Raw genomic sequence first — 14,061 nt, 5'->3', positions numbered from 1 at the left:
TTTAACACTTGTCGTTTGCGTCTGGTTTTTTCTACTTACGTTCCCATACATAGGCATCCATCGCCAGAATGCCGTAAGTGGTTTCCGGCGTGAATCTTTTTGGTACACCCTGCCCGCTGCCTGCCGCGACAAACAAAGGCATCAGGTGATCTTCACTCGGGTGCGCCTGTATGCCTTGACGATTTTCAGTGCGGTAATTCAATAATGTTTGTGCTTGTTCTGCTGCCAGCTGATCCGCAATCCAGTCGGCAAATGTATTCACATAAGCTAACGGTGCCGCATCGCGCTGCCCGGTAAAAAAGTCTGACAAGTTGTGCGTGATCGCACCAGAAGCAAGGATAAGCACATTCTGGTCATGCAAATCCTGTAGTGCCTGCCCCAGCGCGAATTGTGCTGCCGGTGTACTGCGGCTCTGTATCGATAGTTGCGTCACCGGAATGTCGGCTTCGGGATACATCAGCGACAACGGCACCCAGGCACCATGATCCAGGCCACGATCAGCTTGCGTTTGCGCTTGAATATCATGGGCTGCTAACAACGCGATGACTTTGTTAGCCAACGCAGTTGCGCCCGGAGCCGGGTACTGAATGGCATACAATGCCGCCGGAAATCCGGCAAAATCATGAATGGTGGCCGGATGCGCTGCCAGGCTGACCATAGGTACGCGCGTATCCCAATGCGCTGAGATGACCAGAATAGCGTCTGGCTTCGGCAAGGATGCCGCCAGGGTTGACAGCATTTTTCCAGTCTCCCCTGACTCCAGCGCCAGTGTCGGTGCTCCATGCGAAACAAACAAGGTGGTCATCTAGCAGCCCTCGGCAATATCACTCATTAACGGCGGCGATTATCCAGGCTGTACGCACCGGCGCCAAACGCGACTACCAGCAATAAACCACCCACAATCGTCAGGTTTTTCAGGAACATGATCTGTTGCATCTGGTCAGCCAGGTTGAAATGGAACAGGAATGCCGTTGCCAGCGTAAACAGGGCAATACCGGCAGCAGCCAAACGTGCTTTAAAGCCCACCAGTAAAGCGATACCTAACACCAGCTCAACAAATAAAGCGATGCCATAAGCGACTTCCGGCATAGGTGCGCCTACACTTTGAATGTAGCCGATAGTGCCTTCAGGATTGGCCGCTTTACCGAGGCCGCTGATAATAAAAATGTGTGATAACAAAACACGGCCTAAAACGCTGACTGCTGATTGAAATGAATTCATGTTCTACTCCTCCTGTATATGAGTGGGCATTAGCCATTGAAATAATCTTCTCATGCAGATGACTAATAGGCGTATTGTATTCCTGATCGGAAAAATTGATAATCCCCGCTATTAAAGTATAACTGTCGCATATGAGTTGACAATTTATGCATTCATTTGAAGAAATGCGCTTTTTTATTGAAGTGGTCAAACACGGCAATTTCACCAGCGCAGCTAAAGTACTGGGGATTTCCAAACAGCTGGTCAGCCGTCGTATCATTGCGCTTGAAGCGCGCTTGGGTGTGCGTTTATTGCAACGCACCACGCGCAAGTTATCACCCACAGAAACGGGAAAAGTTTTTTTCCAGCGTGCTCAGCATATTTTGCAAGCCATGCATGACGTAGAAGTTGAAATCAGTCATCGTTCGGATAAATTACGCGGCTTACTCAAAATATCCACCCCGCTTTCATATGCCAACTTACGGTTAGCACCCGCGCTGACCGCCTTTATGCAACAGCACCCCATGCTTGAAATCTGGCTGGATGCAGATAACCGGCAAGTGGACATCGTCAGCGAAGGTTATGACATGGTCATTCGTGTCACTGACCAGCCGGAAGAAGGGATGGTGGCGCGCAAACTGGAAGATGCAGCCATGCGTTTTTGTTGCAGCCCGGAGTACATCGCTCGTCATGGCGCACCCGCATCTCCCCAGGCATTAACATCCCATGCATGCCTGACCCACCGTGCCAGCGAGTGGATATTTAGCGAAAACGATCAGCTGCACCGCATTCATATACAGCCACGCTTAAGATCCAACCATGGTGAGGTATTGCGCGATGCCGCGATTGCAGGACTGGGTATCACGGGCTTACCCGCATTTTATGTGATGGAGGCGCTGCAAACCGGAAAGCTGGTAGAGGTGCTGGCTGATTACACCATACAACAGGCGGGCATTTATGCCATGTATCCATACCATAAGCAGGTCTCTGCCAACACCCTGGCATTGGTGACACACTTGCAGCAATGGTTCGCATCAGGTGAAACCAGATCCGAAACTATTCAGCGCTGATTACTGATTAAGAACCAATCGCTTGCCGTGATCCACGCTGTAGCCGCCGGGCCCAAAGGCGATGACGACAAGTAGCCCGCCAATAATGGTGATGTTTTTCAGGAACATGATGACCTGCACCGGATCGGCCATATTGCTATGAAAAGTCAGCGCCGTGACAAAGGTAAAAATGGCGATTCCCGCAGCCGCCAATTGCGACCGGAATCCGACTAATAACGCAAAGCCTAATCCCAGCTCGACGAACAATGCCACCGCATAGGCTATCTGCGGCAATGGCAAATGAGCACTTTCAATATAGGCGATAGTACCCGCCGGATCCAACAATTTAGTCATGCCGCTGATGACAAAAATTAAAGATAATAAAACACGCCCCATAAAACTAACCCAACGCTGCCGAACATTCATACTGAATCGCTCCTAATCGTTTTTGGACTCGCAGCCCGCTCGATTCTTTGATCGCTACGGACATCGGTATGATGCATGCCGGTGCAAGGCAGAATTTATTACCACCCAGCTAATCAGCCCACCCTGAACACCGGTGTATCACATTTGTTACTCTGCACCCTTCTTGGCTGAAATGCCAGTATGATTTGACTTTGTTATTTAACGATATTAAGTTAACGACGTTAATAATAAATTCCGCTATTGATTTCATGCCGCCAAAAGTAAAAACAGATGTTGAAAAACTGGCTATCCGCACCGTCATCATCGATGCGGCCCGAGACCTGTTTATTCATCACGGGGTAGAGGCAGTGACCATGCGTGGAGTGGCGAACAAGATCGGCTATTCAGCCACCAGCATTTACCTTTATTTCAGTGACAAGGAACAATTACTGCGTGCAGTGGTGGATGCCGACGCCCTTAAACTGGCGCAGGCGCTGCACTCTACGTTAGCCATCAGTGATCCGCTGGAACGGTTTCTGCAATTTGCCCAGCATTATGTGCAGTTTGCGCTGGCTAACCCCAATCATTACCGCATGATGTTCATGACGCCACATCCTCCTTGCGACCCGGCTTTGTCAAGCATTGAACAACATAACCCTGAACAGGACGGCTATGCCCAGCTGATAGGTGTGGCTACCAGCGCTTGTGCGGCCGGCATATTTAAAGATGAATTTAACCACCCGGTTCTCCTGGCACAAACCGTATGGGCATCCATGCATGGCTTATGTGCATTGCAGATCAACATGGCCGATGATGCCTGGATTCATTGGCAGCCCATCGAAGCCCGTATCGATTTCATGATGCGTATGTGTTTACAAGGATTGTTGAAAGTCACTCCACATGAATAACGCTTTTTTATTGACGCTATGTTTCAGCCTGCTACTCGGTGCCTGCCACAAGGAAAACCAGGAAGTTGCCGCCCCACGCCCTGTATGGGTGATGAAGGTGGGTACTACAGGCAGTTATGTAAGCGGGAGCTATACCGGTGAAGTTCGCTCACGTTACGAATCCAGCATCGGCTTCCGCATTGCCGGCAAGATTACTTCTCGGGATGTGAATGTGGGAGACATGGTTAAAAAAGGCCAGCTGATTGCACGGCTGGACCCGAATGATTCCAGACTTAACGCGCAGGCAGCCAGCGCCGAGGTGCAGACTGCGCAGGCCAACCTGTCCCTGACAAAATCAGAACTAGCGCGTCGCGAGCAGCTTTACCAAAAACAATTCATTTCCAAATCTGCGCTGGAAAGTTACGAAACCCAGGTCAAAACCTCGCAGGCTCGCCTGGCACAAGCCCAATCGCAAGCGGCAGTCAGCCAGCACCAAACCGCCTACACACAACTCCTCGCTGATCGTGCAGGGGTCATTGGCATGATCCAGGCCGAGCCTGGACAAGTGGTTGCCGCCGGGCAGACCGTCGCGCAGATTTACGACTTGCAGACACTTGAGATCCAGATTTCTGTACCGGAAACCACCATAGCAGCGCTGAAAATCGGGGATACGGCGCAGGTCACGCTTGCTGAGTCAGCACAATCATATACCGGGCGTATCCGTGAAATTTCACCTGCGGCTAACAGCCAGACACATGCTTTTGATTTACGCATTCAGCTACTTAATATTGATCATCGCATCAAGCTGGGAATGACTGCAGACGTAATGTTCTCTGAGGCGAATACCGCGCAAAAAATTATCGTCCCTTCCACCGCGGTGACGCAAAATGGTCAACAGGCAGCAGTCTGGGTAATTGATCCGCAACAACAGGTACATTTGCGCACGGTCACGACCGGGCCACTCAGCGAACAAGGCATAGAAATTACTTCTGGCCTGCAAGCAGGCGAAACTATCGCCACTATCGGTGTGCATACATTGACCGAAGGCATGCAAGTAAAAGCGGTGACGCCTGCCCCTGAGGTACTTCGCTAAATGACTGCACCTGATATGCCGGATAACCAGCAGCATTCTGAGCTACACCAGCGATTTAATCTCTCGACCTGGGCATTGAAAAACCAGGCCTTGGTGCTGTATTTTATTATCCTGACGCTGATAGGCGGTGTGCTGGCGTATACCCATCTCGGGCAATCTGAGGACCCGCCATTCACTTTCAAGGTGATGCTGGTCCGCGCCGGCTGGCCAGGGGCATCAGCCCAGGAAGTCGAGCAGCAGGTCACTGACAGGATAGAGAAAAAACTGCAGGAAATCCCCTCAATTGATTACACCAGCAGCTATTCAAGGCCTGGCGAATCGGTGGTTTTCATTGTGATTCGTGATAATACTTTCTCGGAGAAAATTCCCGAATTATGGTATCAAATACGTAAAAAGATAGGCGATATCCGCCACACTTTTCCCGGCGACCTGCAAAGCCTTACCTTTAACGATGAGTTCAGTGATGTCTACGGCACCATGTACGCCATCACTGCCGATGGCCTTAACCCGCAGCAACTGAAACGGCAGGCTGAATGGGTAAGGTCACGCCTGCTCAAACTACCCGATGTTGAAAAAGTCGATTTGTTTGGTGAACAGCCACAGAAAATGATCATCGAGATTTCCAACCAGAAACTGACCTCGTTGGGCATCAGTCCGGCACAACTGGCGCAGATGCTTAATCAGCAAAACACAGTCATCGGTTCAGGCACATTTGATGCAGGGCCGGAACGCATCAGGCTCAGCGTGAGCGGGCGCTTACAAACAGTGGAAGATTTGCGTCAGTTTCCTATTCGCGCTGGCAATCAAAACCTGACTCTGGGAGATATCGCTACCATCAAACGCGGTTACGCTGACCCGCCTGCGCAACGCATACACTTCAACGGCCAGTCGGCATTATTGATTGGGGTCAGCATGCAGCAAGGCGGCGATGTGATTGCACTGGGTGAAGCGTTGCAACAAAACATCACCAGCGTACAAAAACAGCTGCCGGTGGGTGTGCAATTGCACCCTGTGACGTCACAGCCGGATATTGTCCAGCACTCGGTACACGACTTTGTACGTTCCCTGACTGAAGCATTGATCATTGTGCTGGCTGTCAGCCTGCTCTCTCTGGGCTGGCGGACCGGTATCGTGGTCGCGGTGGCAATCCCGATCGTACTCGCAGGCACTTTCCTGATGATGGACTGGTTTGGCATAGGCCTGCACAAAATCTCGCTAGGTGCCTTGATCCTTGCATTGGGCTTGTTGGTGGATGATGCCATTATTGCCGTAGAGATGATGGCATCGAAAATGGAGCAGGGCTGGGCGCGTATGGACGCGGCCTCATTTGCATTCACCTCTACCGCAATGCCTATGCTGACAGGCACGCTGGTGACCGTGGCCGGTTTTTTGCCGATTGCTATTGCGGTGTCTTCTACCGGGGAATATACCCGTTCCATTTTCCAGGTATCCGCAATCGCATTGACGTTGTCCTGGGTGGCTGCGGTGATCGTGGTACCGTTTTTAGGCTATCACCTGCTACCTGATGCTGCGCAGCAAACCAGTGCGCCTGGCGGGGTAATGCAAAAAATAAAGTATTTCCTGGGCTTTAAAAAACAGCCTGAAAGCGAAGCAAGCGCTCACCCCCACAATATCTATGAGACTAACTTTTACAAGCGCCTGCAGGGCATTGTCAGCTGGTGTGTGATGCACAAAGGGATGGTCATTATCGCCACCATCATCCTGTTTGCAGTGTCGATGTTCAGTTTTGGCAAAGTACAACAACAGTTTTTCCCGGACTCTACCCGGCTGGAAATTGTGGTCGACTTGCGCCTGGCCGAAAATGCCAGTGACCAGTCCACCGATGAGGCGGTGAAAAAGCTTGAGCATTGGTTACAGCAATGGCAAAAAAATCACGCGCCGGTACAAAATGTAGTGTCTTATGTCGGCTCAGGTGCCCCGCGTTACTATTTGCCACTGGATGTGCAACTGCCTCATCGTGCATTTGCGCAGTTGGTGATTCTCTGTGACAACTTGCAACAGCGGGAAGCTTTACGTAATGACCTGCTGACATTGTTCGAACATGACTTCCCGCAACTGCGCGCATCTATCCTGCGGCTGGAAAATGGACCGCCGGTGGGTTTCCCTGTGCAATTTCGTGTCGATGGCCAGAACCTCCAGGCCATCAGGGAGGTCGCGCACAAGATTGCCGATGCCATGCGCGCCAACCCTCATTTGCGTAATGTACAGCTAGGCTGGGAAGAGCCAAGTAAAGTGATTCATGTGGATATCGACCAGCACAAAGCCAGGCTGTTAGGGGTGAGTTCGCCCGATATCGCGCAATTGCTGAATACGCAGTATTACGAGCAAGTCGTCAGCGAATTCAGAGAAGGCAATGAACGGATAGACCTGGTGATGCGCAGCACCAGTGCAGAACACAGCAAACTCTCGCAACTGGCGCAACTCACGGTATTAAGCCAGCGTGGCGAGCGTGTCCCCCTGGCGCAGGTTGCCAACATTCATGACGGTTTTGAAGAAGGCGTGATCTGGCGGCGTAACCGCGTGCCCTCCCTCACGGTGCGTGCCCACTTGCGAGGCAATATGCAAGCGCCGGTAGTGTCTACACAAATCACGCAAGCGATTCAGCCCATATTGCAAAAGCTGCCTGCTGGCGTGACTGTAGAAACAGGGGGTGCGATAGAAGAATCAGCCAAAGGTGCCAAATCAGTGGCTAAAGGTGTGCCCTTGTTTTTCGCTGCGGTATTTACCTTATTGATGTTGCAGTTACGCAGTATCTCGAATGTGTTGTTGGTAGTACTCACCGCACCTTTAGGGATGATAGGTATCACTTTCTCTCTGCTGCTGTTCAATATGCCATTCGGCTTTGTAGCCATGCTCGGCAGCATCGCACTATCCGGCATGATCATGCGCAACTCGGTGATTCTGGTCGACCAGATTAATCAGGATATCGCCGAAGGTGCTTCGCTGGAACAGGCAGTCGTACAATCCACCGTACGCCGCTTCCGGCCTATCGTACTCACTGCCGCCGCTGCGATTCTGGCGATGATTCCGCTCACCCGCAGTGTGTTCTTCGGGCCGATGGCCGTCGCCATTATGGGCGGCCTGGCAGTGGCTACTGTGCTTACCATTTTGTTTGTACCAGCCCTATATACATTCTGGGCAAGGCTTACCGCAAGAACCGCGAAATGATGACGCAATAAACTATAATACTGAGACCAGACAGGCATTGTATGCAGGGCAGGATTTAAAAGGTAATTGCCTTCAATTCTGCAAGTAGATGGACATTGAACTTACACACAGGACTAGACCATGACAGACCAGGCAACCGCACGTTTTAACATGATTGAGCAACAGATCCGCACCTGGGAGGTGCTGGATCCCAAAGTACTGGCAACACTCAATAGTATCCCGCGTGAAAACTTTGTTCCGGATGCGTATCGCGGGCTGGCCTTTGCTGATATTGAGATTCCCCTAGCGCATGAGCAGCAAATGTTAAGCCCTAAAGTGGAAGGCCGTTTTTTACAGGCGTTGCAACTGCAAGCGACAGATAAAGTACTTCTGATTGGCGCAGGCAGCGGTTACCTGGCGGCCTTGATGGCGCAACATGCTGCGCAAGTAACCGCGCTTGAGATATTCCCTGACTTGTGTGAATTAGCCAGCCAAAACCTGGGTAAACAAGGCATCCAGAATGTGCAGGTGATTGAGGCTGATGGTCATAGCGGACTGGAATCCAATGCGCCGTTTGACGCGATTGTGTTCACTGCCTCAAGCCCGGTAGAGGCTGAAGGTGTCCGTCGCCAGCTGAGCATAGGCGGCCGCATGCTGATCGTGCTGGGCAAAGCCCCGGTCATGCAGGCAACCTTGATCCAGCGCCTGGCCGAGCACAGCTACAAACAGGACGTGCTGTTTGAGACCAGCCTGACTGAAATGCAGAACGCACCGCAAGCACAAGCATTCTCTTTCTAAGCAATATCTTCACGCTATGAATATCCTGTCACGGTTTTTGCTACTGACCGCCTTTTGCATACCGCATGCGATTCTGGCAGCGTCACAAAGCTTGATGGACGTGTATCAGGAAGCCAAAGCCAATGACCCGGTGCTGGCTTCCGCTGGTAGCGCCAATCAGGCGGCGCAGGAAATCATAGAGCAAGCCAAGGCTGGCTATCGGCCTTCGGTGAATTTTTTGGCAGGCGCCAATGCCAACCGTACCGATTTAAAGATTGTCGGTAGTCAGGCGCCTTTCCCCGGCGGACGCAATAACTTTGAAGGCTACCAGGCCCAGTTGCAGGCGAGGCAACCAATCTTCCGCAAGGAAAACCTGGAACGCATAGACCAGAGCAAAGTGCAGGTCAGCATTGCGGACAAGCAATATCACCTCGCACAACAAGGGCTGATGTTGCGAACAACGCAGGCTTATTTTGATTTACTGCTGGCGCAAGACAGAATCAATTTGATCGATGCACAGAAGAAGGCCATTCAACGCCAGTTTCAACAGGCCAAGGCCACTTTTGATGTCGGCTCAGCCACCATTACTGACGTCAATGAGGCGCAAGCGCGCTATGACCTGATTGGTGCACAAGAACTCTCGGCGCTGAATGATATGGAGATTGCCAAACACAGCTTGCAGGCGATTACCGGCAGATTGCCTGAACGGATTGCCGCTGTGCGTGAAGATATCCAGATTACACCCGGCCTGAAACCCATGCAGGAATGGCAGGATGTCACCAATGCCAGCAACCTCAATATTCAGATCCAGCAGGAAAGCGTGCAGGTCAGTGAAAAAGACATTGAAATCGCGCGCGCCGGGCATTACCCGTCAGTAGATGCGGTCGCCAGCTACCAGGACAGTTACAGCAATGGCGGCCAGTACGGGTTTGGCGGTGACCTGAAAAGCGCCAGCATCGGTGTAGAAGTCTCCATGCCGTTATACCAGGGCGGCGCCGTTACCTCCCGCGTGCGCCAGGCCGCTTTTAACCGGCAAAAAGCACTGGATGACTTGCAGAATGCATTGCGCCAGACCACACTGGAAACCCAGCGCGCCTATTTGAACCTGAATACCAGCATCGCCCAGGTGAAAGCGCTGGAGCAGGCGCTCAAAAGCAGCCAGAGCCAGATGGACTCCACCCAGCTAGGTTACGAAGTCGGCATACGCACCAGCGTAGATGTGCTCAACGCACAACAGCAATATTTCAGCGCCAACCGTGACTTATTGCAGGCGCGCTATAACTACCTGGTCAATATCATCCGCCTCAAAACTGCCAGCGGCATCGTATCTGAAGCGGATTTGCAGGATATAGACCAGCAACTGGCAAGGAAATAGTATGAATACCATCATAGCAAGCACGGACGCGGTCTGGATGCTGGTCGATGTGCAAACACGCTTATGTGCAGCCATGCAAAAAGACGCCATGTCCGCCGTGGTGAATAACATTCAGCGACTGATCCAGGGCGCGCAACTCCTCAATATTCCATTATGGGTGACTGAGCAATATCCGGAGAAACTGGGTGAAACGCTGCCGAAATTGCAGACTCTGTTACCAGAGTACACACCACGTTTTGGCAAACTGGCTTTCTCCGCCTGGCATGAAGCAGCCTTGCAAGAATCCTCCGTCAGCGTCGCGCCACAGGTTGTACTGTTCGGCTTGGAAGCCCACATCTGTGTATTGCAAACCGCACTAGATGCACTGGCTTCAGGTAAGCAGGTATTTGTGGTTGAAGATGCAGTGATTTCACGCAATGAAGCCCATCGTTTAAATGCGTTGGCAAGACTACAGTCAGCTGGTTGCATCATTACCAACACAGAGTCTTTGTTATTCGAACCTATGCAAGGTGCAACGCATCCGCAGTTCAAAGCGATCTCTGGGCTGATTCGCTGACTAGACTTACTGCAAAAATGAATCAAATCGAATGGAGTGATTTCACCAAAGTAGAGTTACGCGTAGGACGCGTACTTTCTGCAGAGATATTTCCCGAAGCACGTAAACCCGCCTATAAGTTACAAATCGATTTTGGTGATGAGATTGGTATCCGCAAATCCAGTGCCCAAATCACTGCGCACTACACCCCGGAAGTACTGGTAGGAAAACTGGTCGTCGCGGTGGTCAATTTCCCCACTAAACAAATTGGGCCTTTTATGTCTGAATGCCTAGTCACCGGTTTTCACGATGCGGAAGGCAATGTCACATTGTGCATGCCGGAACATGAAGTCCCTTTAGGCAGCAAATTGCTATGACACAAAACCTACAGCAGAAAGTCATTCATGCACATCCGTGAAGCGACACTGGCAGACTTTGACCAGATCTGGCCATTTTTCCATGAGATAGTCGCTGCTGGCGAAACCTACGCCTACCCGCGCGACACAATCCGCGAACAAGCGATTAAATCATGGATGGAGACGCCGCGAAAAACCTTTGTCGCAGAAGAAAACGGGCAGATATTAGGTAGCTATTACATCAAAACCAACCAGCCAGGCGGCGGTGATCATGTCTGCAATTGCGGTTATATGGTGTCATCCGCGGCACGTGGTTTAGGTCTTGCAACAACCATGTGCGAGCACTCGCAGCAAGTGGCAAAATCATTGGGCTACCAGGCCATGCAGTTCAACTTTGTGGCCTCCAGCAATGAGGGTGCTGTGCGCTTATGGACCAAACTGGGATTTGAAACAGTAGGCAGGTTACCAAAAGCATTTCTCCATCCGAGCAGAGGTTATGTTGACGCATTGGTGATGTACAAATGGTTTTAAACTTACATATGCTATAAACATTCTTTCGTACAGCCATGAGAAAACAGTATCATTTCCGGCATAGTGAGCAGGGGCTTTTAGCCTGGGATGTCCACAATCTGATCCGCTATACACAAGATCTTGCTGTTGTTGAAATTCCACTTGAGTCCATCGCAGAGTTGGATGAGCCTTACTGGTATAGCTTTGAGGTGATGTACCGACTTGCAGGTCTATTGCAGAACACATGCAACTGGTTGAAGCGGCGGACATTGCTTATCCGATCATCATTTGTCCTGCTGGCAAGATAATGGATGGCATGCACAGGGTAATAAAATCCTACCTGGCAGGATATAAGTGCATCAAAGCGTATCGCTTGCCAGTTTTACCACAGCCGGATTACGTTGGCGTTGATCCAGATGATTTACCCTATGACTAATTATCAAAAACTCTATCGGGTTTAATACTTTCGGTATGCAACTCAATAAAAAAGCCCGCTTGCGCGGGCTTTTTACTTCACTGCTAATTACTCAGCAGCAGGTGCTTCTTCTCTTGCTGGTGGATCGATCAGGGCTTTAATGCTCAAGCGCACTTTACCTTTATCATCCAGCTCGACTACTTTCACTTTCACGATGTCGCCTTCTTTGAGGTAGTCGCCTACCGCTTTTACGCGCTCGTGAGCGATTTGTGAAATATGAACCAGGCCATCTTTACCTGGCAACAATGTCACCACGGCACCGAAGTCCAGGATCTTGACCACTGGGCCTTCGTAAACCTGGCCGATTTCAACTTCAGCGGTGATAGCAGCGATACGGCGTTGTGCTTCAGCACCTTCTTCAGCGCTGGTACATGCGATTTTCACGGTACCGTCATCTTCGATATCAATGCTGGTATTAGTTTCTTTAGTCAGTGCCTGGATCACGGCGCCACCTTTACCAATCACGTCACGGATTTTGTCCGGATTGATCTTCATGGTAATGATGCGTGGTGCAAATTGTGACATTTCGGTGTTTACACCAGACACAGCCTGCTTCATCAAACCAAGAATGTGCGCGCGACCTTCTTTGGCTTGTGCCAGCGCCACTTCCATGATTTGTGCAGTAATGCCGGTGATTTTGATGTCCATTTGCAGGGCAGTGATGCCTTGATCGGTACCGGCTACTTTAAAGTCCATATCACCCAGGTGATCTTCGTCACCCAGGATATCAGTCAGCACCGCTACGCGGTTGCCTTCCTTGATCAGGCCCATCGCTACACCAGCAACATGTGCAGTCAATGGCACGCCGGCGTCCAGCATGGACAGGCAACCACCACAGACAGAAGCCATAGAGCTAGAACCGTTAGATTCAGTAATTTCTGACACAACACGGATGGTGTAGTCAAACTCGCCTTTGGCTGGCAATACTGCTTTCAATGCACGTTTAGCCAGGTTGCCATGGCCGATTTCACGGCGCTTAGGTGTACCTACGCGGCCAGTTTCGCCAGTCGCGAACGGAGGCATGTTGTAGTGCAGCATGAAGTTTTCGTAGTATTCACCACCCAGTGCATCGATCAGCTGCTCATCTTTACCGGTACCTAAAGTAGTCGCCACCAATGCTTGTGTTTCACCACGGGTAAACAGGGCTGAACCGTGTGTGCGTGGCAATACACCGGAACGGATCACGATAGGACGCACAGTGCGGGTATCGCGGCCATCAATGCGTGGCTCGCCGTTCAGGATCTGGCTACGCACTGTTTTGGCTTCAAGTTTAAAGAATTCATCTTTAATCTTGTTGGCTTCCAGAGTCGAAGTCTCTTCAGTGATCAATGTGCTCATGACGCGTGATTTCACTTCATCCAGCTTGGCAGAACGCTCGCCTTTGGATTTGATCTGGAAAGCGGCATTGATGTCAGCGGCAGCAATCGTTTCGATTTTTGCAATCAGGTCAGTGTCTGGCTCTGGTACTGTCCAGTCCCAGGCATCTTTACCAGCTTCATTCGCCAGTTCGTTGATGATTTTAATCACAGACTGCATCTGCTCGTGGCCGTAAACAACCGCACCCAGCATCACGTCTTCAGGCAATTCTTTCGCTTCTGATTCAACCATCATCACAGCAGTTTCTGTCGCTGCAACCACCAGGTCCAGTGCAGATTCTTTTAGTTGTGAAGCGGTCGGGTTTAATACGTATTCGCCATTGATGTAACCCACGCGGGCTGCACCCATAGGGCCATAGAATGGAATACCTGACAATGCAATCGCTGCAGAAGCACCGATCATGGCCGGGATATCCGCATCGATTTCAGGGTCGTAAGACAACACTGTGGCAACGATTTGCACTTCGTTGTAGAACGCATCAGGGAACAGAGGACGCATCGGACGGTCGATCAGACGCGCGGTCAATGTTTCTTTTTCTGAAGGGCGGCCTTCACGCTTGAAGTAGCCACCAGGAATACGGCCAGCAGAATAGGTCTTCTCTTGATAATCAACCGTCAGTGGAAAAAAGTCCTGGCCTTCTTTGACGCTGGTTTTAGCAGTGGCTGCGACCAATACGACTGTATCGCCATAGCTCACCATCACGGCACCGTCAGCCTGGCGCGCCACTTCCCCTGTCTCAATCGTCAGGGTATGCGCACCGAACTGGACGCTTTTTTTAGTAATTTCAAACATTGTTTTTCCTTTATCTACCATGGCTATTCACTACCTAATAGCCAATCTCAACAATAGAAACA

General features: G+C 50.9%; 14 protein-coding genes. 10 read left to right on the top strand and 4 right to left on the bottom strand.

Annotation, left to right across the window (positions count from 1 at the left end; genetic code table 11):
- Nucleotides 1-31: 31 nt before the first annotated feature.
- Both ACFQ2T_RS10130 and ACFQ2T_RS10125 read right to left on the bottom strand, forming a co-directional pair.
- A complete protein-coding gene (locus tag ACFQ2T_RS10130; RefSeq protein ID WP_379034029.1) occupies nucleotides 32-805 on the bottom strand; it encodes a DODA-type extradiol aromatic ring-opening family dioxygenase in 774 nt (257 codons plus the stop codon).
- A gap of 26 nt (nucleotides 806-831) precedes the next feature.
- A complete protein-coding gene (locus ACFQ2T_RS10125) occupies nucleotides 832-1,221 on the bottom strand; it encodes a DoxX family protein (RefSeq protein ID WP_379034027.1) in 390 nt (129 codons plus the stop codon).
- A 146-nt stretch (nucleotides 1,222-1,367) separates the two neighbouring features.
- On the opposite strand from ACFQ2T_RS10125, the gene ACFQ2T_RS10120 reads away from it, so the two are divergent.
- Nucleotides 1,368-2,270, top strand: coding sequence for a LysR family transcriptional regulator (locus ACFQ2T_RS10120; protein WP_379034025.1), 903 nt, complete (start codon nucleotides 1,368-1,370; stop codon nucleotides 2,268-2,270).
- On the opposite strand, the gene ACFQ2T_RS10115 is transcribed toward ACFQ2T_RS10120, so the two are convergent.
- Nucleotides 2,271-2,675, bottom strand: coding sequence for a DoxX family protein (locus ACFQ2T_RS10115; RefSeq protein ID WP_379034023.1), 405 nt, complete (start codon nucleotides 2,673-2,675; stop codon nucleotides 2,271-2,273). It abuts the gene before it with no gap.
- Between the two features lie 248 nt (nucleotides 2,676-2,923).
- On the opposite strand from ACFQ2T_RS10115, the gene ACFQ2T_RS10110 reads away from it, so the two are divergent.
- The 9 genes from ACFQ2T_RS10110 to ACFQ2T_RS10070 all read left to right on the top strand — a co-directional run bounded on the left by ACFQ2T_RS10110 (nucleotide 2,924) and on the right by ACFQ2T_RS10070 (nucleotide 11,791).
- Nucleotides 2,924-3,562, top strand: a complete 639-nt coding sequence (locus ACFQ2T_RS10110; protein WP_379034021.1) for a TetR/AcrR family transcriptional regulator — start codon at nucleotides 2,924-2,926, stop codon at nucleotides 3,560-3,562.
- Nucleotides 3,555-4,634 carry an efflux RND transporter periplasmic adaptor subunit gene (locus ACFQ2T_RS10105; RefSeq protein ID WP_379034019.1) on the top strand — a complete coding sequence of 360 codons (1,080 nt, stop codon included), beginning with the start codon at nucleotides 3,555-3,557 and terminating at the stop codon, nucleotides 4,632-4,634. Before ACFQ2T_RS10110 ends, ACFQ2T_RS10105 begins: the two co-directional genes overlap by 8 nt.
- On the top strand, nucleotides 4,635-7,823 hold the full coding sequence (locus tag ACFQ2T_RS10100; RefSeq protein WP_379034017.1) for an efflux RND transporter permease subunit: 3,189 nt from the start codon (nucleotides 4,635-4,637) through the stop codon (nucleotides 7,821-7,823).
- A gap of 120 nt (nucleotides 7,824-7,943) precedes the next feature.
- Nucleotides 7,944-8,600, top strand: coding sequence for a protein-L-isoaspartate O-methyltransferase family protein (locus ACFQ2T_RS10095; RefSeq protein WP_379034015.1), 657 nt, complete (start codon nucleotides 7,944-7,946; stop codon nucleotides 8,598-8,600).
- Nucleotides 8,601-8,616: 16 nt separating this feature from the next.
- A complete protein-coding gene (locus ACFQ2T_RS10090) occupies nucleotides 8,617-9,954 on the top strand; it encodes a TolC family outer membrane protein (RefSeq protein WP_379034013.1) in 1,338 nt (445 codons plus the stop codon).
- Between the two features lies 1 nt (nucleotide 9,955).
- Complete coding sequence (locus tag ACFQ2T_RS10085; protein ID WP_379034011.1) at nucleotides 9,956-10,510, top strand: isochorismatase family protein; 555 nt, start codon at nucleotides 9,956-9,958, stop codon at nucleotides 10,508-10,510.
- Between the two features lie 17 nt (nucleotides 10,511-10,527).
- Nucleotides 10,528-10,866, top strand: coding sequence for a tRNA-binding protein (locus tag ACFQ2T_RS10080; protein WP_379034009.1), 339 nt, complete (start codon nucleotides 10,528-10,530; stop codon nucleotides 10,864-10,866).
- 27 nt (nucleotides 10,867-10,893) lie between these two features.
- On the top strand, nucleotides 10,894-11,376 hold the full coding sequence (locus ACFQ2T_RS10075) for a GNAT family N-acetyltransferase (RefSeq protein ID WP_379034007.1): 483 nt from the start codon (nucleotides 10,894-10,896) through the stop codon (nucleotides 11,374-11,376).
- A gap of 223 nt (nucleotides 11,377-11,599) precedes the next feature.
- Nucleotides 11,600-11,791, top strand: coding sequence for a hypothetical protein (locus ACFQ2T_RS10070; RefSeq protein WP_379034005.1), 192 nt, complete (start codon nucleotides 11,600-11,602; stop codon nucleotides 11,789-11,791).
- An 87-nt stretch (nucleotides 11,792-11,878) separates the two neighbouring features.
- On the opposite strand, the gene pnp is transcribed toward ACFQ2T_RS10070, so the two are convergent.
- On the bottom strand, nucleotides 11,879-13,999 hold the full coding sequence (gene pnp, locus ACFQ2T_RS10065) for a polyribonucleotide nucleotidyltransferase (RefSeq protein WP_379034003.1): 2,121 nt from the start codon (nucleotides 13,997-13,999) through the stop codon (nucleotides 11,879-11,881).
- Nucleotides 14,000-14,061: the final 62 nt, after the last annotated feature.

The sequence above is a fragment of the Methylophilus flavus genome (genome assembly GCF_042678905.1).
In the GTDB taxonomy this organism is placed as follows: Bacteria; Pseudomonadota; Gammaproteobacteria; order Burkholderiales; family Methylophilaceae; genus Methylophilus; species Methylophilus flavus.
The sequence above is the reverse complement of the archived record's forward strand: the minus strand, read 5'-3'. Positions and strand labels throughout refer to the sequence as shown.